General features: G+C 52.0%; 18 protein-coding genes. 4 read left to right on the forward strand and 14 right to left on the reverse strand.

The features are described 5' to 3' along the window. Positions 1 to 22: 22 nt before the first annotated feature. From ADH68_RS08410 to ADH68_RS08450, 9 genes are all read right to left on the reverse strand, one after another. On the reverse strand, positions 23 to 1,051 hold the full coding sequence (locus ADH68_RS08410; RefSeq protein WP_068961201.1) for a DHH family phosphoesterase: 1,029 nt from the start codon (positions 1,049 to 1,051) through the stop codon (positions 23 to 25). Between the two features lie 117 nt (positions 1,052 to 1,168). Next, positions 1,169 to 1,708 carry a ribosome maturation factor RimM gene (gene rimM / locus ADH68_RS08415; RefSeq protein ID WP_068961200.1) on the reverse strand — a complete coding sequence of 180 codons (540 nt, stop codon included), beginning with the start codon at positions 1,706 to 1,708 and terminating at the stop codon, positions 1,169 to 1,171. A 26-nt stretch (positions 1,709 to 1,734) separates the two neighbouring features. Beyond that, positions 1,735 to 3,045, reverse strand: a complete 1,311-nt coding sequence (gene murA, locus ADH68_RS08420) for a UDP-N-acetylglucosamine 1-carboxyvinyltransferase (protein WP_068961199.1) — start codon at positions 3,043 to 3,045, stop codon at positions 1,735 to 1,737. Then, a complete protein-coding gene (locus ADH68_RS08425) occupies positions 3,042 to 3,635 on the reverse strand; it encodes a DUF4290 domain-containing protein (RefSeq protein ID WP_068961198.1) in 594 nt (197 codons plus the stop codon). The genes murA and ADH68_RS08425 overlap by 4 nt, the downstream gene beginning before the upstream one ends. A 66-nt stretch (positions 3,636 to 3,701) precedes the next feature. Beyond that, a complete protein-coding gene (gene thiL / locus ADH68_RS08430; protein WP_068961197.1) occupies positions 3,702 to 4,790 on the reverse strand; it encodes a thiamine-phosphate kinase in 1,089 nt (362 codons plus the stop codon). A gap of 94 nt (positions 4,791 to 4,884) precedes the next feature. Continuing rightward, positions 4,885 to 5,700 carry a purine-nucleoside phosphorylase gene (locus tag ADH68_RS08435; protein ID WP_068961196.1) on the reverse strand — a complete coding sequence of 272 codons (816 nt, stop codon included), beginning with the start codon at positions 5,698 to 5,700 and terminating at the stop codon, positions 4,885 to 4,887. A gap of 81 nt (positions 5,701 to 5,781) precedes the next feature. Beyond that, on the reverse strand, positions 5,782 to 6,906 hold the full coding sequence (gene lpxK / locus ADH68_RS08440) for a tetraacyldisaccharide 4'-kinase (protein WP_068961195.1): 1,125 nt from the start codon (positions 6,904 to 6,906) through the stop codon (positions 5,782 to 5,784). A 36-nt stretch (positions 6,907 to 6,942) separates the two neighbouring features. Continuing rightward, the gene (gene sppA, locus ADH68_RS08445) at positions 6,943 to 8,721 is read right to left on the reverse strand and encodes a signal peptide peptidase SppA (protein WP_068961194.1); all 1,779 of its coding nucleotides are present in this window, start codon (positions 8,719 to 8,721) and stop codon (positions 6,943 to 6,945) included. Between the two features lie 155 nt (positions 8,722 to 8,876). Continuing rightward, entirely contained in the window at positions 8,877 to 11,159 is a 2,283-nt protein-coding gene (locus ADH68_RS08450; RefSeq protein WP_068961193.1) for a DUF2339 domain-containing protein, read from the reverse strand. A 328-nt stretch (positions 11,160 to 11,487) separates the two neighbouring features. On the opposite strand from ADH68_RS08450, the gene ADH68_RS08455 reads away from it, so the two are divergent. The 4 genes from ADH68_RS08455 (at position 11,488) to dnaJ (ending at position 14,825) form a co-directional block, all read left to right on the forward strand. Then, the gene (locus tag ADH68_RS08455; RefSeq protein WP_068961192.1) at positions 11,488 to 12,045 is read left to right on the forward strand and encodes a hypothetical protein; all 558 of its coding nucleotides are present in this window, start codon (positions 11,488 to 11,490) and stop codon (positions 12,043 to 12,045) included. A 16-nt stretch (positions 12,046 to 12,061) separates the two neighbouring features. Further along, complete coding sequence (gene ispE, locus ADH68_RS08460) at positions 12,062 to 12,898, forward strand: 4-(cytidine 5'-diphospho)-2-C-methyl-D-erythritol kinase (RefSeq protein WP_068961191.1); 837 nt, start codon at positions 12,062 to 12,064, stop codon at positions 12,896 to 12,898. 111 nt (positions 12,899 to 13,009) lie between these two features. Then, the gene (locus tag ADH68_RS08465; RefSeq protein WP_084274228.1) at positions 13,010 to 13,624 is read left to right on the forward strand and encodes a nucleotide exchange factor GrpE; all 615 of its coding nucleotides are present in this window, start codon (positions 13,010 to 13,012) and stop codon (positions 13,622 to 13,624) included. Positions 13,625 to 13,643: 19 nt separating this feature from the next. Further along, positions 13,644 to 14,825 carry a molecular chaperone DnaJ gene (gene dnaJ, locus ADH68_RS08470; RefSeq protein WP_068961190.1) on the forward strand — a complete coding sequence of 394 codons (1,182 nt, stop codon included), beginning with the start codon at positions 13,644 to 13,646 and terminating at the stop codon, positions 14,823 to 14,825. A gap of 98 nt (positions 14,826 to 14,923) precedes the next feature. Here dnaJ and mutL read toward each other — a convergent pair whose 3' ends face one another. From mutL to ADH68_RS08495, 5 genes are all read right to left on the reverse strand, one after another. Next, on the reverse strand, positions 14,924 to 16,942 hold the full coding sequence (gene mutL, locus ADH68_RS08475; protein ID WP_068961189.1) for a DNA mismatch repair endonuclease MutL: 2,019 nt from the start codon (positions 16,940 to 16,942) through the stop codon (positions 14,924 to 14,926). Between the two features lie 79 nt (positions 16,943 to 17,021). Next, positions 17,022 to 17,606: an HAD family hydrolase gene (locus tag ADH68_RS08480; RefSeq protein WP_068961188.1), complete on the reverse strand. Its 585-nt coding sequence runs from the start codon at positions 17,604 to 17,606 to the stop codon at positions 17,022 to 17,024. A 90-nt stretch (positions 17,607 to 17,696) separates the two neighbouring features. Further along, entirely contained in the window at positions 17,697 to 18,284 is a 588-nt protein-coding gene (locus ADH68_RS08485) for a phosphoribosyltransferase (protein ID WP_068961187.1), read from the reverse strand. A gap of 21 nt (positions 18,285 to 18,305) precedes the next feature. Further along, positions 18,306 to 19,520, reverse strand: a complete 1,215-nt coding sequence (locus ADH68_RS08490; protein ID WP_128712315.1) for a hypothetical protein — start codon at positions 19,518 to 19,520, stop codon at positions 18,306 to 18,308. A 276-nt stretch (positions 19,521 to 19,796) separates the two neighbouring features. Continuing rightward, a complete protein-coding gene (locus ADH68_RS08495) occupies positions 19,797 to 20,933 on the reverse strand; it encodes an OmpA family protein (RefSeq protein WP_068961185.1) in 1,137 nt (378 codons plus the stop codon). Positions 20,934 to 20,973 lie beyond the last annotated feature (40 nt).

Below are 20,973 nucleotides of genomic sequence, written 5' to 3' on the forward strand. Positions count from 1 at the left end.
TATTGCGGGTGTATGTGATAAGTTACTGGTGAAGATACTTTTCTATGTCGGGGAAGGTTGAGCGGAATATCTCGATGGCTTCCTCCAACGAACATTTAAGCTCACCTCCGGCAGCATTGATATGTCCGCCTCCGTGGTAGTATTTCGAGCATAGCAAGTCGGCTCGGAAATTGCCTATACTGCGTGTCGATACTTTTATCTGGTCTTTATCCTCTCGCAGATATACAGAGTATACCATATCTTCTATGCCGAGCGGCGCGTTGACAAGGCCTTCGTCGTCACCGGGATGATAATCGAATCTTTTCAGCTCATCTTTGGTAAGCACGATGAGCGAGGTATGCAACTCCGGGAATATCTGCATGCGTTCGGCGACAGCATAGGCGTGAAGTTTGAGTGTGGATGTGCTGCGGGTGTTCATTACCTTTTTGTACAGCTCGTCCTTATTGATGCCTTTACGCAGGAGTTCGGCAATTATTATATATAAATCGGGGTCGTTGGAGTTGTATGTGAAGTTGCCGGTGTCGGTCATCATGCCTGTATAGATGCATGTGGCGGCTTTGCGGTCGATGCGGTCGAAAAGCTCCAGCCGGCATAGCAGTCGGAATACAAGCACTGATGTAGATGACTGCTCGGGGTGGGATATGGTCACATGTGTGAATGGTTCCGGACCTTCGTGATGGTCAATCATCACTTTCTTAGCAGGTGATGCCGCCAATTCGTCGCGCATGCGGTCTACGCGGTAAAGTGCGTTGAAGTCGAGACAGAACACCAAATCGGCATCCTGCAGGAGTTGATGTGCGAAATCGGGGTACACGGTGTAGGGTACCACTTCTTTTACCCCGGGAAGAAACCTCAGGTTGCGTGGCGGTCGGTCGGGAGTGACCACTTTTGCTTCTTTGCCGATGTTGGCCAAAGTGTGCGCCAGACCGAATGCCGAGCCTATGGCGTCGCCGTCGGGCGATTTATGACATGTGATGACGATGCGCTCGCTCTCCTCAAGCAGTTTGCGCACAGCTTTTACGTTGTCCTCGTTGATGACGGATTTTAACATAACTCACAAAGGTACGCAAAAAAGCGTAATGCGGCCAAACGGCATATGCCGATTTTAGAAATTTTATTATGTGTGCCGGTTGTATCTGCGATTATGCGGGTGGGCGGCGGAATAAGCTCAAAGGTCGAGTATGCCTTCGGGGAGATTCATTCTGAGGATACGCCGGTCGGTGTCTATTTCCGTTATGAATTCATCGGCAACAGGGAGATAGACTGTGGCTGACGATGGGGTGGCTACGACGAACAGCACGTTTTCGGTGCTGTCGTTGATGTCGGTTATTTCTCCGACAGTCTGTCGGGTGGCGTCGTCAATTACCGTGAATCCGATAAGGTCGGAAGCGTAAAGGCCCCGGTCGTCTTCGTCAATATCATCTTCTGCAATGACATTGTCGGAGGTAAGCACATACAATGGATGGTTGGTAAGCTCGGCCGCCTCTCGCTCGTTGTTTATGTCGTCAAGCGCCATTATAAATGTGTCTGACCGCTTCTGGCGCATGGATGCGATGAAAAACGGCACATATATTCCGTCAATCATCAGTATGATTCGCTTCAGGGAGTCTATATCTATGTCGACATCGAGATATGCGTTGATTTCGCCGTTGATGCCGTGAGGTTTTCCAAGACGCCCGATTGGTGTTAGCCGGTCAAGTGTAATCATCAGAGTGTGGTGGATTTCAGGGTTATTCAGTCGGTCACACGTATGATTTTTGCGCCGATGGCATTCAGGCGCTTGTCGATGCCTTCATATCCACGGTCAATCTGATCGATATTCTGAATCTGGCTTGTGCCCTTTGCGCTCATGGCTGCTATCAGCATAGCTATTCCTGCGCGTATGTCGGGCGATACCATTGTGGTGGCTTTTAGCGAGTTGAGCCGTCCGGAGCCGATTACTGCAGCGCGGTGTGGGTCGCAGAGTATTATCTGTGCGCCCATGTCAATCAGTTTATCGACGAAGAACAGTCGGCTCTCAAACATTTTCTGATGTATAAGCACACTGCCTCGTGCCTGTGTGGCTACCACGAGAAATACGCTAAGAAGGTCGGGCGACAGTCCCGGCCAAGGGGCATCGGCAAATGTCATGATTGACCCGTCCATGAATGTTTCTATTTCATAGGAATCATGTGATGGAATCAATATGTCATCTCCTTGACGCTCTATTGCTATGCCGAGCCGACTGAAGCTGTCGGGAATAATCCCAAGGTCGTCGTAGGCAACGTTGCGCAGACGTATCTCGCTCCCGGTCATCGCTGCCATTCCTATGAAACTTCCGACTTCAATCATGTCGGGAAGCACTTTGTGGTGTGCTCCTCCGAGAGTGTCGACTCCGTGGATTGTCAGAAGGTTTGAGCCTATACCATCGATTTTTGCCCCCATGGCAGAGAGCATACGGCACAACTGCTGGATATATGGTTCGCAGGCCGCATTATAGATGGTGGTGGTGCCTTTGGCAAGCACTGCCGCCATCACTATGTTGGCAGTGCCGGTGACGGAGGCTTCGTCAAGGAGCATGTAGCATCCGTTGAGGCCGTCGGCTTTTACCTCATAGGATTTAATATCACTTCGATATTCGAGGGTGGCGCCGAGTCTCTGTATGCCGATGAAGTGGGTGTCGAGGCGTCGGCGGCCTATCTTGTCACCGCCGGGCTTTGGAAGCACCGCATATCCGAACCGGGCCACAAGGGGGCCGAGCAACATTACCGATCCTCGCAGAGCGGCGGCGCGACGTCTGTATTCCGGAGTTGAAAGATATTCGATATTGACATTATCGGCCTGTATGGCATAGGAATGCGGCGACAGGCGCTCGACCTTGCAGCCCATCTCTGCCAGGAGAGATATTAGGTTGTTTATGTCAAGAATATCGGGCACATTTTCTATCACCACCCGCTCGGGAGTGAGCAACGTGGCGCATATTATCTGCAATGCTTCGTTTTTGGCACCCTGTGGGGTGATATCGCCATGCATGCGATGGCCGCCTTCTACTATGAATGTGCTCATTTTTTCTTTTTCTTCTTTTTTGACGGTGCGGGAGGTGCTACGACCTTAAACTGGTGCAGGCGATAGCTGGCCGGGTCAAGGCGTATGGCTCCGTGGCTATAGTTGGCGAGGTCTTTGAATACTTTGGCATCATCGACACCCTCGGGGTTGATTGCCAGCAGCATCTTTTTCATATGGTTGGCAAGGAGGCTTATCAGTGCATCGCGTTCCTCTCCCGGCTCCATATGCGAGGCAGTCTCAATCATGGCTTCCAGATTATGACCGTAGTGTCGGCAGCCTATGCCGTTGCGTGGATAGAACACCGGTTGCGGACGCGACTCCAGACTGTCGGGCTGTATTACCTCAAACGGATAGTCGATGTCGAGCCGGAAGTTTGACATTATTGCCAGATGGTCCCATAATTGTTGCTCGTATCCTTCTTTCTGGCGGATATCGGGGAACAGATTGAGCATACAGTCGATTATCGAACGGGCACAGGCATTGCGCTCGTCGCGGTCTTCTATAGAGAGACAGTGCTCAACCATCTGTTGTATGTTGCGGCCATATTCCGGAAGAATCAGTCGCCGCTGCTGGGTGTTGTATTTGAGCATTCGTAAAAGAAACTTTTCCTCAAAGATAATGCTTTTTGGTGTAAGATGCAAGCGCTGTGGATGTGTTTATCCGGCTGTTTCCTCACTTTCTGCGGTAGCTGGATATGAGGCATCGGTAGATGAGGGGGCCATGTGGTTGAATCCCTGTGCACGCAGCTGCATTTCATTGCCGTCGCGCGTAACAAGCGCGCATCCCAGACTCTCTTTTGTTATATGTCCAATCACTTTTATGCCGGGGAGATTTTTTATTTTCTCATGGTCGGAGAGTGGTACTGTGAAGAGCAATTCATAGTCTTCACCTCCGTTGAGGGCGGCCGTAACGAGATTCATGCCGAGTTCTTCGGCCATTACCGCGGTCTGGTAGTCGATAGGTATGCGGTCCTCGTATACCCGGCATCCCGTGTGGCTTGCCCGGCATATATGGAGCAGTTCGCTCGACAGGCCGTCGGAAATATCCATCATGGCTGTGGGCTTTATGCCGGCGCCGGCGAGTGTGGCGATTATGTCGCGGCGGGCTTCGGGTTTCAGTTGTCGTTCGACAAGATACTCCTTTCCGTCAAATTTAGGTACGAAGTCTTTTTCTCCGGCCGATGCTATTTTTTCGCGTTCGAGCAGTTGCAGGCCCATGTATGCCGCACCGAGGTCGCCGCTTACGCAAATAAGGTCGGTGTCCTTGGCTCCGCTTCGGTATACGATTCTGTCGGAGGGAGAGTCACCGATGCATGTGACTGATATCACGAGACCCTGACGCGACGATGTAGTATCGCCGCCTACGAGGTCTACTCCGTATGCCTGACATGCTGTGCGCAGGCCGTCGTAAAGTGCATCGATATGCTCAACGGCGAACCGGCTCGAGATACCGAGCGACACGACAATCTGGCGGGGTGTGCCGTTCATTGCGTATATGTCGCTGAAGTTGACCACGGCTGATTTGTAGCCCAGATGCTTGAGCGGTACATATGTGAGGTCGAAGTGTACTCCTTCGAGCAGCATGTCGGTGGTGACGAGCACATCGGTATCGGCATAGCGCATCACTGCGGCGTCGTCGCCGGCGCCAAGCAAAGAACTTGCGTTTACCAGTGGAAACTCTCTGGTAATCCGGTCAATCAGGCCGAATTCGCCGATACTTGATATTTCGGTCAGTTTTTGGTCCATATGGCAGACTTGTATGAATTATTGATGCCGGCTGGTGTCGGGACGTAGCCCACGACGGCCGCCGGCATCATGATATGTTGCGGTTGACGGGTGGTCAGAAGCGGTTGACCAGTTCGGTCATTATTTCCATCATTTTGGGCTGTGCGGCCTGAGCGGCTTTCTGCACCTCTTCGTGTGACACTTTTTCTACTATGCCCTCGACTCCGAGGTCAGTGATTACAGACACTCCGAATACTTCGATTCCCATATGGCGTGCGACGATTACCTCAGGCACTGTCGACATGCCAACGGCGTCGCCTCCGATGATGTGGAAGTAGCGGTATTCGGCCGGTGTCTCGAATGTCGGGCCCTGTGTGCCGACATATACTCCGTGCATGACACGGATGCCTTTTTCTTTGGCGATGTCTTTAGCGTGTGCTATAAGACGCTGAGAGTATGCTTCGCTCATATCGGGAAAGCGCGGACCCCATTCCTCGTAGTTTTTGCCGCGCAGAGGATGCTCGGGGAAGAGGTTGATATGGTCGGTGATAATCATTATGTCGCCAATCTCAAATTCAGGATTCATGCCGCCTGCCGCGTTGCTTACAAAGAGGGTTTTTATTCCGAGTTCGTGCATAACGCGGATTGGGAATGTCACGGTCTTCATGTCATAACCCTCGTAGAAGTGAAAACGGCCCTGCATGGCCATTACCGGACGGTCGCCGAGACGACCGAAAATCAGGTTGCCGCTATGTCCTTCGACAGTCGATACAGGAAAATTGGGTATCTCGTTGTAGGGTATATACTGTTTGTCGGCTATTGAGTCGACAAGCGCACCCAAACCTGTGCCCAGAATTATGGCTGTTGTAGGGATAGGTGTGCTGACACGTCCGCGGATATATTCGGCGGTTTCTTTTATTTTTGCTAACATGAGATTATAACGTGATTCTTGAATGTATGGTTTTCAATATGATTTACTTTAATACGTCAGGATGTGATATGCCGTAGGTATCTATTTCCTTACCTGTGATGCCTGAGGATTATTGAAATTGCGCAGTATATGGCGTATTTCCATATCAAATGGATTAGAGTTCTGTGGCATTTTCTGCGGCATGAACTCAACCTTTATCGGCAGATAGAATGTCGATGTCTTGAGCTCAGGCGGGAAGTATGGATTATTGGCCATGCGTACCGAGTCTTTCTCGGTGGTAACAATGTATTTGTGTGTGCCTTCAAGCTGGTTGAATGCTTTAGCCAGTTCATTGAAATCGCGGCGCGAGAAATTGTGATGGTCTGGGAAGCGCACTACATTTACTTTGGCCTTGAATCCTTTTATATAGCGTACAAGCGGACGAGGGTTGGCTATTCCCGTCACTACAAGCACAGCATCGTCGGGATTGAGCCATTCAAGTCCTGGCACATACCGTACTTCGTCGGGAAATACGCTTACAAGATGCCCGTAGCGGTAATGTGAAAAATAAAGACGCTGGAATGGAAACAGCTTGAGGTTGTCATAGATGATGCTTACATCTCCGGGTCTGATGTCGGTTGGGCATTTTGTCACAATCACGATGTCGGTACGGAGCAGTGCGCGCACCGATTCGCGCAGACGTCCCAGCGGCAACATTTCATCGTTATATACCGGGCGGTGCCATTCGGTGAGTACAATCGATGTCGATGGCTTTACATATCGGTGCTGGAATGCGTCGTCGAGTACTATGAGGTTGATACGCGGATCAAGCCGCAACAACTCTTTGATTCCTTTTGCCCGGCTTTCGCATACAGCCACACGTATGTCGTGGCCATATTTCTGATATATCTGATATGGTTCGTCGCCTATGGCTGCCGGTGTGGAGCGTTTGTCGGCAAGGATGAATCCTTTTGTCCGACGCCTGTAGCCGCGTGACAGAACTCCTATATGGTATTCCTTGCGCAACAGGTCTACGATATATTCTGTATGTGGAGTCTTGCCTGTGCCTCCTACGGCAAGGTTGCCGATTACAAGAACCGGGACCGGGAATGTGTGCTGTTTGAATATATGCCAGTCGAAGAGCTTGTTGCGCACAGCTGTCACCATGCCGTAAATCCACGACAATGGTTTAAGAATCAGTAAGTCTGCTATTTTGCTGTGGCGCATATGCTTTTTAGGTTCGGATGTTGTTTTTTCAGGAGGCTACTCGATGACAGTGAACGGCATACGAGCCTGGATGGGATCCATATTGTTCAGGGATTCTATCGATTTGTATATCGGGTATGCTGTGCCGAGTTCTTTTTTAATAGCGTCCTGCTTCATTTGGGCATTGTTGATAATGAGTTTTTCCCACCAAGAGCCTTCGGGATCGGGATATTCAATAATCGAATATGAGTTTGCTCCATTCTCCTCGGCCAAGGCCATTATGCAGTCTTCGAGATTTCCAAGCCTGTCAACAAGGCCAATTTCAAGTGCCTTTGTACCGGCCCATACGCGACCCTCCGCGATGGCTTTGATTGAGTCGACAGGCATTCCACGACCTTCAGCACAACGGCCTACGAATGTCTCGTAGCCGCGGTCGATCATCTTTTGCATGGCACGGCGCTGTACAGGGGTGAAAGGCTTTGTGATGCTCATTATGGCGTTAGGGTTGGATGCGATTGTGTAGGATGTGACACCGAGGTGCTTGTCAAGCAGCCCTTCAATATTCGGCACCATGCCGAATATGCCTATCGAACCGGTGAGTGTGGTGGGCTGGCAGAAAATTTTGTCGGCACCGCATGATATATAATAGCCTCCGGAAGCGGCCACATCGCCCATTGAGGCATAGAATGGCTTGCCTGTCGATTTGAAGTATTCCAGAGCCTCCCATATCTGTTCGGAGGCGTATGCGCTTCCGCCGCCTGAATTTACGCGGAGCACAAGTGCGGATATGTTGTCGTCGTCAGCGAGTTCGTAAATGAGTGGAGTCATGTCGGCGCCTATGATGCCTTCGTCGCCCTGCTGTACTATGTCGCCTACAGCGTAAAGCACCGCGATTTTGTAATCGGCTTTTGACGTCTCTTTTTGGTATTTATGCGCATATGACTGGTTGAGGTATTCTGCAGGAGTCACGAGGCGCAGTTCGTCGTCGGAATCTATACCCGACATTGATTTCAGCAGTTGCTCTGCGTCGTGACGGTAGCGTAGCGACGACACTACATTCATGTCGGTATAATTTGCCGGGTCTTCGGTCACTATTATGCTGTCGGCCCATGTGTTGATTGTCTCGGGGCTTACATTGCGACCGGCGGCTATGACAGTGCGCACATCGGCCCATATCGGGTCGAGATATTCGCGGGTCTGGCGTATATTTGCTTCGCTCGGTTGTGTAAGCAGGAACGGCTCTACAGCACTTTTGTAGGTGCCTACCTTGAATACCTGCACGTCTACACCAAGTTTGTCAAGCAGGCCTTTGAAATAGAACAGTCCGGCACCCACACCGTGGATGTCGACTTCTCCTACAGGATTGAGCCATAGCGAGTCGGCTGCGGAGGCCAGTATATAGTCGCCCTGTGCATAGCTGTCGGCATAGGCGGCCACCCACTTCCCTGACTTGCGGAATGTATTGATGGCTTCATTGACCGACATCAATGTAGCCACTCCGGCCGATACTCCGCCGCAATCGAGATATACGCCTTCGATTTTTGGGTCGGTAGAGGCTATTTTCAATGCATCAAGCAATCGGTTTAGGGATATGGAGTTGTTCTCGATTCCTTGAAGCTGTTGCATGATTGTCGTGCCTTGCTCTCTCTCTACTATTTCGGAAGAGAGTTCAATATGTAGTATAGATTGTCTTTCTGTTGACGGATGCTCCTTTCCGAGGTTCAACAGTATCATCTGGAGCATCATGTAAATCATGCCGAACATGCTCAGCACGCCTGTGATGAAAATACCGGCTACTACAGCCAGTGTGGTCATGCAAAATTGCTTGAAGTTCATATTATTCTAAATCATTTGCAGCCTGCACGCAATGACCGGTAGATACTGGAGCAGACACTATTCCTCGCAAAGTTAGCAATTCGAAATTATAAATGCAAAAGGATTGCTCCAAAGCATTGTAATTTCTGAAACATGCTCTTATTTTTGCCTTAAAATCAGTTGTCACTGAATATGGCCGCCCTTAGTTTCTGGTATAGGAATGAGATTACAAGAAGTACTATGCCGAGCAATATGAACACAATAATTCTTCCGATGGTCGGGAGTACCCAAAGGTCGTATATGGTAAGTTTCATAAGCACGATACCCATGACACACAGCCCGATTATGCGCATAAGCCGCGTATGAACCCTCATGCCAATGATAAGCTGGGTCGCGCCGCATAACGTAAGCGCTACAGACAGGCCGGCGCTATACAGATGTGGCAGTCCAAACTGACGCAGCATATACTCGGTGGCGGCTATCGCAAATATAATTGCGGAGATGTTGAAATATACTGTATATTCGGGCATATTGATTGGCCCGACAAGTTTGTGGCGGAATGCCTTTATGGCTTCAACTGTGGCCAGAGCAATGTATACTGCGGCACCGGTCCATAGGAGAATGTCGGCAATGATTTGGTTTTCGTCGGGCACAGCGAATGGAGCGTAGGCAAACCATATCGCACCTATGCCAGGGAAAAGCCAGCCGCTGTTGCCTCCGCGTGATGTGGTCAGCGATAATATAAGCATTATGATAAAGCCTGATACCATAAGTGCGCGCGACGATGTGGTGGTGTCAAGGCCGATGTTGTAAAGTGTATCCATGCCTGACAGTGCCAACAGACCGGCAACCCAAATGAGTATGGTGTAGAATATGGCAAAACGTGTGGCATACGCCATTTTATAGCGGTTGATGGTCCAAGCCGAGGCTGCAAAGGCAATCGCACATATGAGTTCGGTGGTTGCTCTGCCTCCGGGGGTACATCTGTTAAGTCCGGAAAACTCGATGAATGGTGTCAGAGTCGCGAATATGATGATTACGGCTATCACGGCTGCTGCGGCTCCGAGTAGTGGATTGTGGAGACGCGCATATCCGAGATTGAGTATGGCTCCGTAGCATGCGATACATGACAGGATTATGGAGGGCGAAGAGAACTGAATGGGGAATATGAGGGCGATAAACAGGATTATGAGTCCTGTAAGGATTTTACGTATAATTCCGTTGTTGTCTTCGGTATAGAAACGGAAATAGAGCATGCCGTTGACTGTGGCTGCAATCAATGGTATAAGCCCTTTCATGTAATTGCCTGACGGAATGTTGGCGATTACTTCAGTACCGATTGAAAGGAATGCGAAATTATTGAGCAACACAGCCCCTATGAGCGCTATGAAGAGCCGGCGGTTGTCAATGTTGCGGTTCAGTACCAGAGCGAGTGGCAGAGAGAAGAGAATGAAATATAGTATCCCGAATATCAATAGCGGGAAACCGGATGACATCGTGGCGTGCAATGCTATAGTGGCTACAATCCATGTCAGCGGAGTCGAGGCCGCCGACAGTTCCCACCAGTTGCGTCTGATGCTGATTATAAACATAGCAATGTCAAGTATGAGCACATATGACAGCAGGATTGTAACGCTACTGTCGGGATTGCTGGCGATAAACGGAGCTATGAATCCACCTATTATTGCTGTCATGGCAAGCTCGCGGCGGTCGAAAACGAGTGAAATCGTTATCATGGCCGCGGTAAGGGCCACCAGCGAGCACATTGTAGCCAAAGGATTGATTAGTGCGTATATGTTGTGGGCAATGGCGATTGTCACGAAGCATACCGCGAATCCACCTCCGGCGAGAACTGACGAGAAATTGCGGTATGAATCACGCAGCCGGTATGCTATGCCCCAGAGACCGAGGCCCGTGGCCATGCCGAGAAGAGCGCGGGCGACTTCGTTAATCCAGTTGTTGTCAATAGCATATTTTACAAAGAATCCGACGCCGATAATCAATACCAGGATTCCTATCTTGCTGAACAGGTTTACCCCGATTTGACGTTCGATATTGTGGCGTCGCGTGTATGGTTCGATATCCTTGGACTCAGGAGATATGGATGGCTCTGTAATGGCGGCCGGGATAGGGGGAATATTTGCAGGGAGAGTATGGTATTCCTCTTCTTCAGGCTCATCCGGGTAATATAGTTCCATGGATTCTTCGCGGATAGAATGTTCCGGAATGTCGGGTATGACCGATGCATCAGCCGTGTTTTCGTCTGCACGTACGTCCGGTTCATTGCATGGTGTAGTGGATGTCTCTGTTTCCTGACGCGAATTGTTGAAGAGGAACAACTCGATATTATAAAGTCTATTTTCAAAAGCCTTAAACCGGCTGAGTAGCATCATGAGAAGCCATATCGCAATGATGATGCCAATGGATATCAATAATGTGAAAAGACTGGAACCTTCCATATGCGCGAGGAATTGAGGTGATGATAATTGTCGTGATAATCACAAAGATATGCAAAACTATCATATTATGCAAGCTGTAGAGTGAATTGGATAATACTGATTTGCGATAATTGAACCAACGCTCGGCATGAGGGGTTATTCATAGTATACGGCAGGGCTTGTTCCGGCGTTTTTTGATTATTTGATTTATAGGTGTAATGCGTTGCAAATAAAGCGTATATTCCTATGACGAATATAAATTATTCCGGTTTCTGCACCCTGTTAATGCTTTTTTACTTAATTTTGTATTTCCCGGAGAGGTGATATCTCTTTCAAGAACTGTAGGAAAATGAAAAAGATAGCGATATTTGCAGTCGGAATTCTTGTCATGGCTGTTGCGGCGTGTCACACTCAGAAAGATAATGGTGTCACGGCGGAGAATGCTGTCGTAAGCGCGCGGCCTGAGAGTATGGTTGTGGGACATAGCTCGATGATTCCGAAAGCGGTGGTCTACCGAACGAATGGTCCGTTTTACGAAAATGTGCCGATAATAATGAGCGCTAACCGCAAGGAGATTGTTTCGTTTCCGGCACCGTCCGACATACATCCTGATGTGGCTCCTGTCGAGCTTGCGGAAGGATATCTGCTTGATCGCCACGGCGTGGGTATAAATTCAGCATTTACCCGATATACCTACGACGAATATAGTACATTGCCTGTGGCCCCCTCGTTGAGACATCTGCGACAAATGGTTATTCCTGGAGCGATAGTTACCGACCTGGTGCGGCTTCCGTTTCCCTTGACTACGGCTTTGGCCGATACGGCTCGCGTCAACAGGCTCATCCGTCAAGGATTTCCCGGATGTGACGTAATGCTTGAGCGCAAGGCTGTGGCTCCGTTCCTATGACAAATAAAATTACAATATGATACTTTTCCCCAACGCAAAGATTAATTTAGGCTTATATATTACTGCAAAGCGTCCCGACGGATACCACAACCTGCTTACTGCGTTCTATCCTGTAGGATGGCGCGACATACTTGAAATCGTGCCCGCAAAGGGTAGTGAGACTACTCTTACAGTCACAGGCCGAAGCGTGGAGTGCGCGCCGGAGGAAAATCTGATTATGCGCGCTTATCGTGCGGTTGCGGAGAGGATGCCGTTGCCGCCGGTCGACATATATCTGCATAAGGTGATTCCTGATGGTGCCGGGCTTGGCGGGGGCAGTTCCGACGCAGCGTTTACGATATTCGGGCTTAACAATCTTTTCGGTCTCGGTATGTCTACGGCGCAGATGGCCGGAATAGCATCGGAGATAGGTGCCGACTGTCCGTTTTTCATCTACGACCGGCCGATGGTGGCTACCGGTATCGGTGACGTGTTCACTCCGTGCGAGGTGAATCTCGACGGAGTGCCGGTGCTTATCGTAAAGCCAAAGGTGCATGTGCCTACACGCGATGCATATTCGCGTGTCACACCCCGCACTCCCGATATCGACCTCTCCGCGCTCCTGTCGTCACCTGTCGAAGAGTGGCAGGGACGGCTGGTCAATCAGTTTGAGGATAGTGTGTTCCCTCTTCATCCCGAGATTGCCGCTCTTAAGGAAGAGTTGCTTGACATGGGTGCGGCATACGCCTCGATGTCTGGCTCGGGGTCGTCGGTGTTCGGCATATTCCCCGGTGCTGACAGTGCCAAGTTGTCACTTGTGGCTGCAGAGAGATTCCCCGAGCTTGATTTCTTTGTATCGACCAACCACGTGTGAATGAACGTTATCACTGCGATGACGTTTATATATTTAGGAATAAATAGAAATACGGCATTGTTTTTGCAGTGATAAATATGATATACGATGAAAAGAAAAAAGACTAAATATATGGACAAGAATAAGAATCACGACAATGTAACTGAACCTCAGCATGTAGCTGACAACGAAATCTCGGTCAATGATATTGATAATGAGTTTGTCGAGCAGCAGGAGGCCGAGGCCGCAAAGGATATTGCCGATGAGGAGATGAACAAGGTTGACGCTCTTCAGCAGGAGCTTGACCAGACTCGGGCGCAGCTTGAAAAGGAGAAGAAGGAGTATCTGTTCCTTATGGCAGAGTTTGACAACTTCCGCAAGCGCACACTCAAGGAGAAGAGCGAGCTGATAAAGAATGGCGGCGAAAATGCTCTGAAGGGTCTGCTTCCTGTAGTCGACGATTTCGAGCGCTCGCTTGAGGCCATTAAGTCGAGCGACGATGCAGCGTCGATACGCGAGGGCGTTGAGCTGATTTACAACAAGTTCGTAAAATATCTTGAACAGAACGGCGTAAAGCCCATAGATTCCGCACCTGGTGTCGATTTCGACACCGAACTGCATGAAGCGGTCACTATGTTCCCTGCTCCCGACGAGAGTCAGAAGGGCAAGGTGATTGACACTGTTCAGAAAGGTTATACACTTCACGACAAGGTGCTTCGCCACGCTAAGGTGGTGGTAGGCCAGTAATATATAAACAGCTGCCGTTATGGACAATAAACGCGACTATTACGAAGTGCTCGGGGTTGAGAAAAACGCTACTCCCGAGCAGTTGAAGAAGGCTTACCGAAAGCTGGCCCTGAAATACCATCCCGATAAGAATCCCGGTGACAAAGCAGCCGAGGAGAAATTCAAGGAGGCAGCCGAGGCATACGATGTTCTTTCAGATCCCGACAAGCGAGCCAAATACGACCAGTGGGGGCCGTCCATGGGTCCGACCGGATTTGGTGGCGGGGGAGGTGGTTTCCACGCCGGCGGAATGTCGATGGAGGATATTTTCGCTCATTTCGGCGATATATTCGGCGGCGGAAGCTATGGCGGATTCGGTGGTTTCGGCTCTGCAGCGGGCGGCGCGCCGCGTCGTCGCCGTCAGCCTAAGGGTAGCGACCTCCGCATAAAGGTAAAACTTACTCTGAGCGAACTGGCCACAGGTGTGACAAAGAAACTGAAGATTCCTCGTTTCGTGCAGTGTCAGCATTGCAACGGCACAGGAGCCAAGGACGGCACTGCGTTCCAGACATGCCAGCGCTGTCATGGTTCGGGTGTCATTGAGCATGTGCAGCAGACATTCCTCGGTCCGATGCAGTCTACCTCGACATGTCCCGACTGTCAGGGTGAGGGGAAGACCATCACCCAGAAATGTCAGTATTGCAACGGCGAGGGCATCGTACGCCAGGAGGAAGTGGTGGAATTCACCATCCCTGCCGGTGTAAGCGACGGCATGACTCTCCAGCTTAAGGGGAAAGGAAATGCCGCCCGCCATGGCGGTGTCAACGGCGATTTGCTCGTGGTAATCGAGGAGATTCCCGACCCTGAACTGATACGCGACGGCAACGATGTTGTGTACAATCTTATGCTCGACATCCCTACCGCCACTCTCGGCGGCTCTGTCGAGGTGCCCACCATCACAGGCAAGGCCAGGGTAAAGATTCCCGCCGGAACGCAGCCGGGCAAGGTATTGCGTCTGCGCGGCAAGGGACTCCCTTCGCCTGAAGGATACGGCAGCGGCGACGAGCTAATCAACATAATGGTATATATACCCGAAGAGCTCAACGACACCGAGCGCAAGGCTATAGAGAGCCTCCAGGGGCAGCCCAACGTGCAGGCTACCGACTCGATAAAGAAGCGTATCTTCTCGCGTCTGCGCCATATCTTTAATCCAGAGAGCTGATAATGCGGTAACACCTCCCTCGTGAGGTCTTGATACAACAGTCGGCGTCATCGGAAAATTCCGGTGGCGCCGACTTGTATGTGTTCGCCCGACATGGGCTACAGCATGGCGCCTATGTCATCGAGAGTGAGCGAGGCGAGCACACGCTTGCCGTCGGGTGTATATGCCGGTGATTGCAGTTTGAAGAGGTCGCTGAGCAGGTGGTCGATTTCCGACGATGTGAGCGTTTGGCCGGGGCGTATTGCCGCCGAGCGGGCCATTGACAGGGCTATGCGGCTCCGCATGTCGTCGCCGAGGCCGTTGCCTGTCTCCGAAGCTGTGGCTATGAGTTGCTCTACTACACTGCGCGGGTTGGCGTCGCCGATTACCGAGGGGAGTCCGTTTACACTCCATGAACTTCCGCCCAGAAACGCCATGTCAAATCCGAGTGTGGCGAGTTCATCGCAGATTTCCTCAAGCACAGCGCTGTCGGAGGCCGACATGTCGATGACTTCAGGAAACATTACCCGCTGAGATGTGAATGCCTGCATGGCCGCAAGCTCCATATATCTGTCAAAAAGTATGCGCACATGAGCGCGGTGCTGGTCGATTACGAGCACTCCGTCGTGGGATGGAGTCAGTATATACCGTCCCTTGATCTGCAACGCCGTGATTGCCGCAACCTCGTCGATTGGCTGCGACGCTTCCTCAAGGCGCATGCTGTTGAATATCGATGCCACTTTGTCGGCATTGCTTGAGGATGGCAGAGAGGCTCCCAGGTCATTGAACGCGCTTGCATGCAGTTTCATGTCCGGGCCCTCCTGCAGCGACGGCATATCGAAGTCCCTCATGCTGTTGAAGCCCTTGCTGGCCACTCTCCCGTTGCCGGATGATGACGCACGGTAGTGTGTGTCCGCTCCGTTTCCGGGAGCTGTGAAGTCGGCATACAGTTTCTCCCAGTCGGCTGCTGATGGAGTAGCCGATAGTGGTGTGCCTCCCTGTGCATCGGTCATTCCCGACGGGGGAATACTGCCGGCAAAGGGATTGTAGTCGGGGTCGAGGTCGAGTCCGTGGGCACCGTTGGCATTCGGGTCAAACACCGGTATCTCCGGCGCGTTGGTCTGGTCGAAGTCAATCGACGGCACGGCGTTGAACTTTCCCAGCCCCTCCCTGATGGTAGCTGTCAGTATCTGCCATATCGGCTGCTCGTTTTCAAACTTTATTTCGTTTTTCGTCGGATGGATGTTTACATCTATCGTCTCGGGGGCGACCTCAAGACTTATGAAGTATTGTGGCTGCTCGTCGGCGGGGATAAGCTGCTCGTAGCATTGCATCACCGCCTTGTGGAAGTATGGATGGCGCATGTTGCGACCGTTGACCATGAAATATTGCAGTGCGCCGCGGCGTCGGGCGTTTTCGGGGCGCGACACAAACCCGTTTATCTTTACAAGCGACGTATCCGACACTACCGGTACGAGCTGTCTGTCGAGCGATTTGCCGAAGAGGTCGATGATGCGCTGTTTGAATGTCGATTTGAGCAACTGGTGCACGATTACGTCATTGTGGCTGAGCTCAAGTTCGATACTGGGATTGACCAGCGCCAGGCGCTCGAACTCACGCAGGATGTTGGACATCTCCACATGGTCGCTTTTCAGGAATTTGCGTCGGGCCGGCGTATTGAAGAACAGTCTCTTTACCGTCATCGTCGAGCCGGGAGCTGTCACTGCCGGCTCCTGTAGCTCCACCTTGCTGCCGCTGATTACTATGCGTGTGCCTATCTGGTCGGAGCGGCGCATTGTCTTAAGCTCCACCTCGGCTACCGCGCATATCGAGGCAAGCGCCTCGCCGCGAAATCCCATCGTGTGCAATGCGAAAAGGTCGTCGGCATTGCCTATCTTCGATGTGGCATGGCGCTCAAAGGCCATGCGGGCATCCATAGGCGACATGCCGCATCCGTTGTCGATTACCTGGATGAGGGTGCGTCCGGCGTCCTTTATGTTTATCTTGATTATTGTCGCTCCGGCGTCGACGGCATTTTCCACCAGTTCCTTTACCACGGCGGCGGGCCTCTGGATTACCTCTCCGGCCGCAATCTGGTTTGCCACCGAGTCGGGCAGCAGCTTCACTATATCTTCCATAGAGAATTGTTATTTCCCAACTATACATGACCATGGCTCGGGCCACATCGCATGGCGTGGGCATTCATCTGCAAAGATATTAAATCCGTCGCAGATTTCCTACCGGCAGTTCTACCAATATCGCCGTAGCGGCGGCCTCAAGCAGGGGCATGTCATCGGCATGGTCACTTACGGCAATGTCAAGGACAAGCGACTTCTCCTCGGCCAGTCGCACTACTGCGTCGCGCTTGGCGCATCCGCGTGCCTCTCCCCATGCTTTCCCACTGTCGGGCTGCGGCGTGGCTATGCAGTATTCAAGTCCGAACCGGCGCGCTATCGCTGACGCATACGCCTCGGGAGCGGCCGTGGCGAGTATGGTGGCATATCCCTCGCGCCGGCATCTGTCCACGAGTGCTGTCACTTCCGGATTGGCGTGGCGCCATACCGTGTCGACTACCGAGTCGACCAGTGCCGGCGACGGCGGACAGAATCGCCCGAGGATGTGTCGCTTCATGCGCGCATGACTTATGAGACGAAGCCGGCGCGCGCCTATCCATGCGCACAGTTCCGCCAGCCGGAGCAGCCGGAAGCGATGCGCATATACAAGTTGCCTCAGGAATATGTTGAACGTATTCCTGAGGCATAGTGTTCCGTCGAGATCTACAGCAATAGCTTTGCGGGTCATAGAATGCGGATGGATATTTTTTTACGGATTGCCGGTGTGAGGGGAGAAGTGTAGTAGATATGTAGCTGTCGGGCTATAGTCGGCGCGGTGTCAGTCGGCTTCCGCCGGGCTGCTATAGTCGGCCGACCATGGAAATCTTACCAAAGTGTCGGCATACAGGCTGATGTCGGGCCGGAATATCGGGTCGGGGGTAGTGACGGCAACCGCGGCTGTCACCACACGCGCGTGGGGATACATGCTTTTGAGGCGGGTCACCACTTCCGACAAAGTCTTCCCCGAATCGACAGCATCGTCGACCACGAGCAGCACGGGAGCCTTTGCCATGGCTATCATGGCCACCATCTCGCCCGATATCGAGAATGCGACTTTACGGTCGCCTCCGGGATTGTGGCGTAACAGTCGGCTCTCGGCGCTTCGGAGCACATTGTTGACACCGCGTGGCAGTCGCTTCAGCAGCGGGGCCATCAGCGAGCGCACCGTGCTTCCGGGGCGCGTGGCGCTCGCATAGGCTATGTTGGCTATGCCGATTCTTGCGGCTATCGATTCGGCTATCGGCGCTCCTCCCGACTGTATGCCGACCACGATATCCGGTGCAGAGGCAAGCATGTCCATGACCATCTCCGACATGCTTTCGCATGCCCGGTCAAGAAGGGGCGGGGATAGTGTTATTACCTGCATCTGTAGTCGGTTGGCCGAGGATTAGAGATGAAATTTGCGGGCGGCTCCCGGAGTGCGGAGTATATACAGTCCGTGGGAGGGGAGGGTGAATGTGGCCGATTCCGAAGGCTGGAGCACAGTCTTTGCCACTGTGTTGCCGGCGAGGCTGATGATTTCTACGGCGGCAGGCGCGCTTGTTGCCGACGCTGTGACTGTGATGTCGAGACCGTTTATGTCGATTGATACCGCATTGTCGTCGGCGGCTATGCCGTCGATTGCCGAACTGCTGTCAAACTCTTCCTCGCTTACCAGGCGCAGCTCTGCATCGGCGTCGGCCGATACTTTGATGTATGCGGTATTGGCGGGAATATATTTCAGATCGGAGCCGGCGGTGATGAATGCCGGTTTGCCCGAGGCGTCCAGTCCGAGCACACGCATTGTGGCGGCATCGTATTCCACCACGTTCCAGTGGCGGGTGCTGTGTGTATTGTTGAAATATACTCCGGTGAGGAGATTGCCGTCGACATCGGCCGAGGCGGTGCCGCCGATTGTCAGACGGTTGTCGGACGGAGTGGCTCCGGTGCATTCCATCAGCATGGGAGTGCCTTCGGGTATCACGCCGGTCGCCTCACGGAGCGCGGCCATGCCGTTGCCGGTCTTAACCACGGTATACATCTTCATCCCTTCCGACTGTGTGGTGTAGGGGAAGTCGGCAAAGAATGTGGCATATCCCTTCCCTTCGGATGTCACTTCGGGTTTGATGCCAAAATACATGTCATCTACCGGGAATATGTCCCATCTCTGTCGGTTCTGTGCGGCAGTGCCTCCGGCGTCGCGCGGGAAGCTCAGTTCCTTTTCGAGGTTGGCCTCGCCGTCGCATAGATATTTTGTCATACCGTTGGAGGTGCCGCCGATGCGGTAGTGCTGACCGTTTACATCATAGATACTCGGAAGCATTTCTATAAGATCGTATACCGATGTGCCCTGGGCCTCGATATCATATCTTGAGCCGCCTTTCTGTATGAGGCGGATTATGCCTGAGGGGTCGTAGTGCGGACGTTCGTCATCCTTGATGAGCCATATCGCGTCGTAGTCGGCTGTAGTGGCTCCCACGTCAATGCGTCCCTTGTTGTCCCTTACGTATGTGTAGCGTTTTGTGGTCTGATTCTGTACTCGATAGTAGCCGGTCGGGGGCAGCGCTGCAGCAGCCGGCAAAGATATCACAGACAATAACAATACAGGTAAAAACTTATTCATATGTTCAATCCAGATCGGTTAGAAGTTGTATTGGAAAACGTTCGGCAAAGTTACGATTTATTTTGCAATTACATTACATCGTGCTGTTAATAAATCGCTTGTATTTCAATTTTTAACGGTTTTGCCGGCCGTAGCCTTCCCGTGTGTGTCGGTTCGGGAAAAGCGTGCGTGTGTATATAATATGTGTATATAATAAAGGTGTGTATATAGGAAAGTGGCTGTGACGAAATAAAATTTGTCACAGCCACTTTTATCAGAGAATTAGCGGTTTCTTGATTATTCGGCCACGCAGATAGCCACGCGGTTCTGAATCGGGTCGATGTAGGGCTGGTACATGTCGTCGCCCATGCTCTTTGTCACCACGCGGTCAGCGGCGATACCGCCGGCGATGATGGCTTTGGCCACAACCTTCGAGCGCTGGTCGGCCAGACGGAGGTTGATAGCGCGAGAGCCTGTGCCCTTGTCGGCATATCCGGTGACAACAACCTTTGCTGCAGGATTGGCCTTGAGGTATTCGATTACCTCTTTCACCTTGTACTGCTGGTCGTTGGCAATGGTAGAACGGTTGATTGCGAAGAGCACGTCGCGGCGCAGGGGCTCAGCCTTGGCCTGCTCCTGTGCGGGAGCTGCCACGGGTACTTCCACTACCTTTTCTACAATCTTCTCTATAATCTGGGGCTCGCAGGGAACCACAGGAGCGGCCACCATCTTGGTCGACTTCTTGGAGTTGCCGCCGAAGGTGTACTTCACGCCGGCGAGGAAGTTGAAATACCAGTCGGCGTTGTGGGCGAGCTTGGAGTTATAGTCGTCGTTGAGGAAGTTGGCCTGAGCCTCGAAGCCGAACTGTACGTTCTTGGCCACGTTGAAGTCGAGGTTGATGCCCATACGGCCTGCCATGCGTACCTTGGTGCCGTCCCAGATGTTGCGGAGAACGTTCTCGCCGCCGATAGTGGGCTTGAGCATATCGTTGATCTTCACAGCCTCGCCGTTGTCCCAGGCGATATTGGCGCCTACACCGGCGAATACGCCGAAGCTCACGAGACGGTCGGGGTTAAAGCCGCCGATGAGGTTGGTGATGTCGAATGTCACGTCGAGCATCGGGGCGATGTAGTTCCACTTCCAGTAGTAGTGCTCGTCGAGGCTGAGGGCCGCTTTAGAGCGCCAGGAATTGGCTGCAAGACGCAGACCTACCACCTGATTGAAGTTGTAGCCCACGGCAATTTGTGCGTTGGGAGCCATCAACTTGCCAAACGAGGTCTCGCCGAGAGTTTCCTGGAAGCCGAACTGTCCCTGTACGTACCAGTTGGGACGATATACGGTCTCCGACTCCTCGACCATTACCGTTTCCTGGGCTGACATGCCCATGGCTACTGCGGCAAGGGTAGCTGTGAGAAATATCTTCTTGAATTTCATATTTAAGCCTTGATTTGCCTGATTTTACAGCCTCTGCCGG

Origin of the sequence: Muribaculum intestinale, assembly GCF_002201515.1 — a bacterium.
GTDB classification, from domain to species: Bacteria; Bacteroidota; Bacteroidia; order Bacteroidales; family Muribaculaceae; genus Muribaculum; species Muribaculum intestinale.

Bases quoted from the DNA above. Each gene is read 5' to 3' on its own strand.
- ADH68_RS08410 (WP_068961201.1), bottom strand. From the start codon at position 1,051: ATGTTAAAATCCGTCATCAACGAGGACAACGTAAAAGCTGTGCGCAAA.
- rimM (WP_068961200.1), bottom strand. From the start codon at position 1,708: ATGATTACACTTGACCGGCTAACACCAATCGGGCGTCTTGGAAAACCT.
- murA (WP_068961199.1), bottom strand. From the start codon at position 3,045: ATGAGCACATTCATAGTAGAAGGCGGCCATCGCATGCATGGCGATATC.
- ADH68_RS08425 (WP_068961198.1), bottom strand. From the start codon at position 3,635: ATGCTCAAATACAACACCCAGCAGCGGCGACTGATTCTTCCGGAATAT.
- thiL (WP_068961197.1), bottom strand. From the start codon at position 4,790: ATGGACCAAAAACTGACCGAAATATCAAGTATCGGCGAATTCGGCCTG.
- ADH68_RS08435 (WP_068961196.1), bottom strand. From the start codon at position 5,700: ATGTTAGCAAAAATAAAAGAAACCGCCGAATATATCCGCGGACGTGTC.
- lpxK (WP_068961195.1), bottom strand. From the start codon at position 6,906: ATGCGCCACAGCAAAATAGCAGACTTACTGATTCTTAAACCATTGTCG.
- sppA (WP_068961194.1), bottom strand. From the start codon at position 8,721: ATGAACTTCAAGCAATTTTGCATGACCACACTGGCTGTAGTAGCCGGT.
- ADH68_RS08450 (WP_068961193.1), bottom strand. From the start codon at position 11,159: ATGGAAGGTTCCAGTCTTTTCACATTATTGATATCCATTGGCATCATC.
- ADH68_RS08455 (WP_068961192.1), top strand. From the start codon at position 11,488: ATGAAAAAGATAGCGATATTTGCAGTCGGAATTCTTGTCATGGCTGTT.
- ispE (WP_068961191.1), top strand. From the start codon at position 12,062: ATGATACTTTTCCCCAACGCAAAGATTAATTTAGGCTTATATATTACT.
- ADH68_RS08465 (WP_084274228.1), top strand. From the start codon at position 13,010: ATGGACAAGAATAAGAATCACGACAATGTAACTGAACCTCAGCATGTA.
- dnaJ (WP_068961190.1), top strand. From the start codon at position 13,644: ATGGACAATAAACGCGACTATTACGAAGTGCTCGGGGTTGAGAAAAAC.
- mutL (WP_068961189.1), bottom strand. From the start codon at position 16,942: ATGGAAGATATAGTGAAGCTGCTGCCCGACTCGGTGGCAAACCAGATT.
- ADH68_RS08480 (WP_068961188.1), bottom strand. From the start codon at position 17,606: ATGACCCGCAAAGCTATTGCTGTAGATCTCGACGGAACACTATGCCTC.
- ADH68_RS08485 (WP_068961187.1), bottom strand. From the start codon at position 18,284: ATGCAGGTAATAACACTATCCCCGCCCCTTCTTGACCGGGCATGCGAA.
- ADH68_RS08490 (WP_128712315.1), bottom strand. From the start codon at position 19,520: ATGAATAAGTTTTTACCTGTATTGTTATTGTCTGTGATATCTTTGCCG.
- ADH68_RS08495 (WP_068961185.1), bottom strand. From the start codon at position 20,933: ATGAAATTCAAGAAGATATTTCTCACAGCTACCCTTGCCGCAGTAGCC.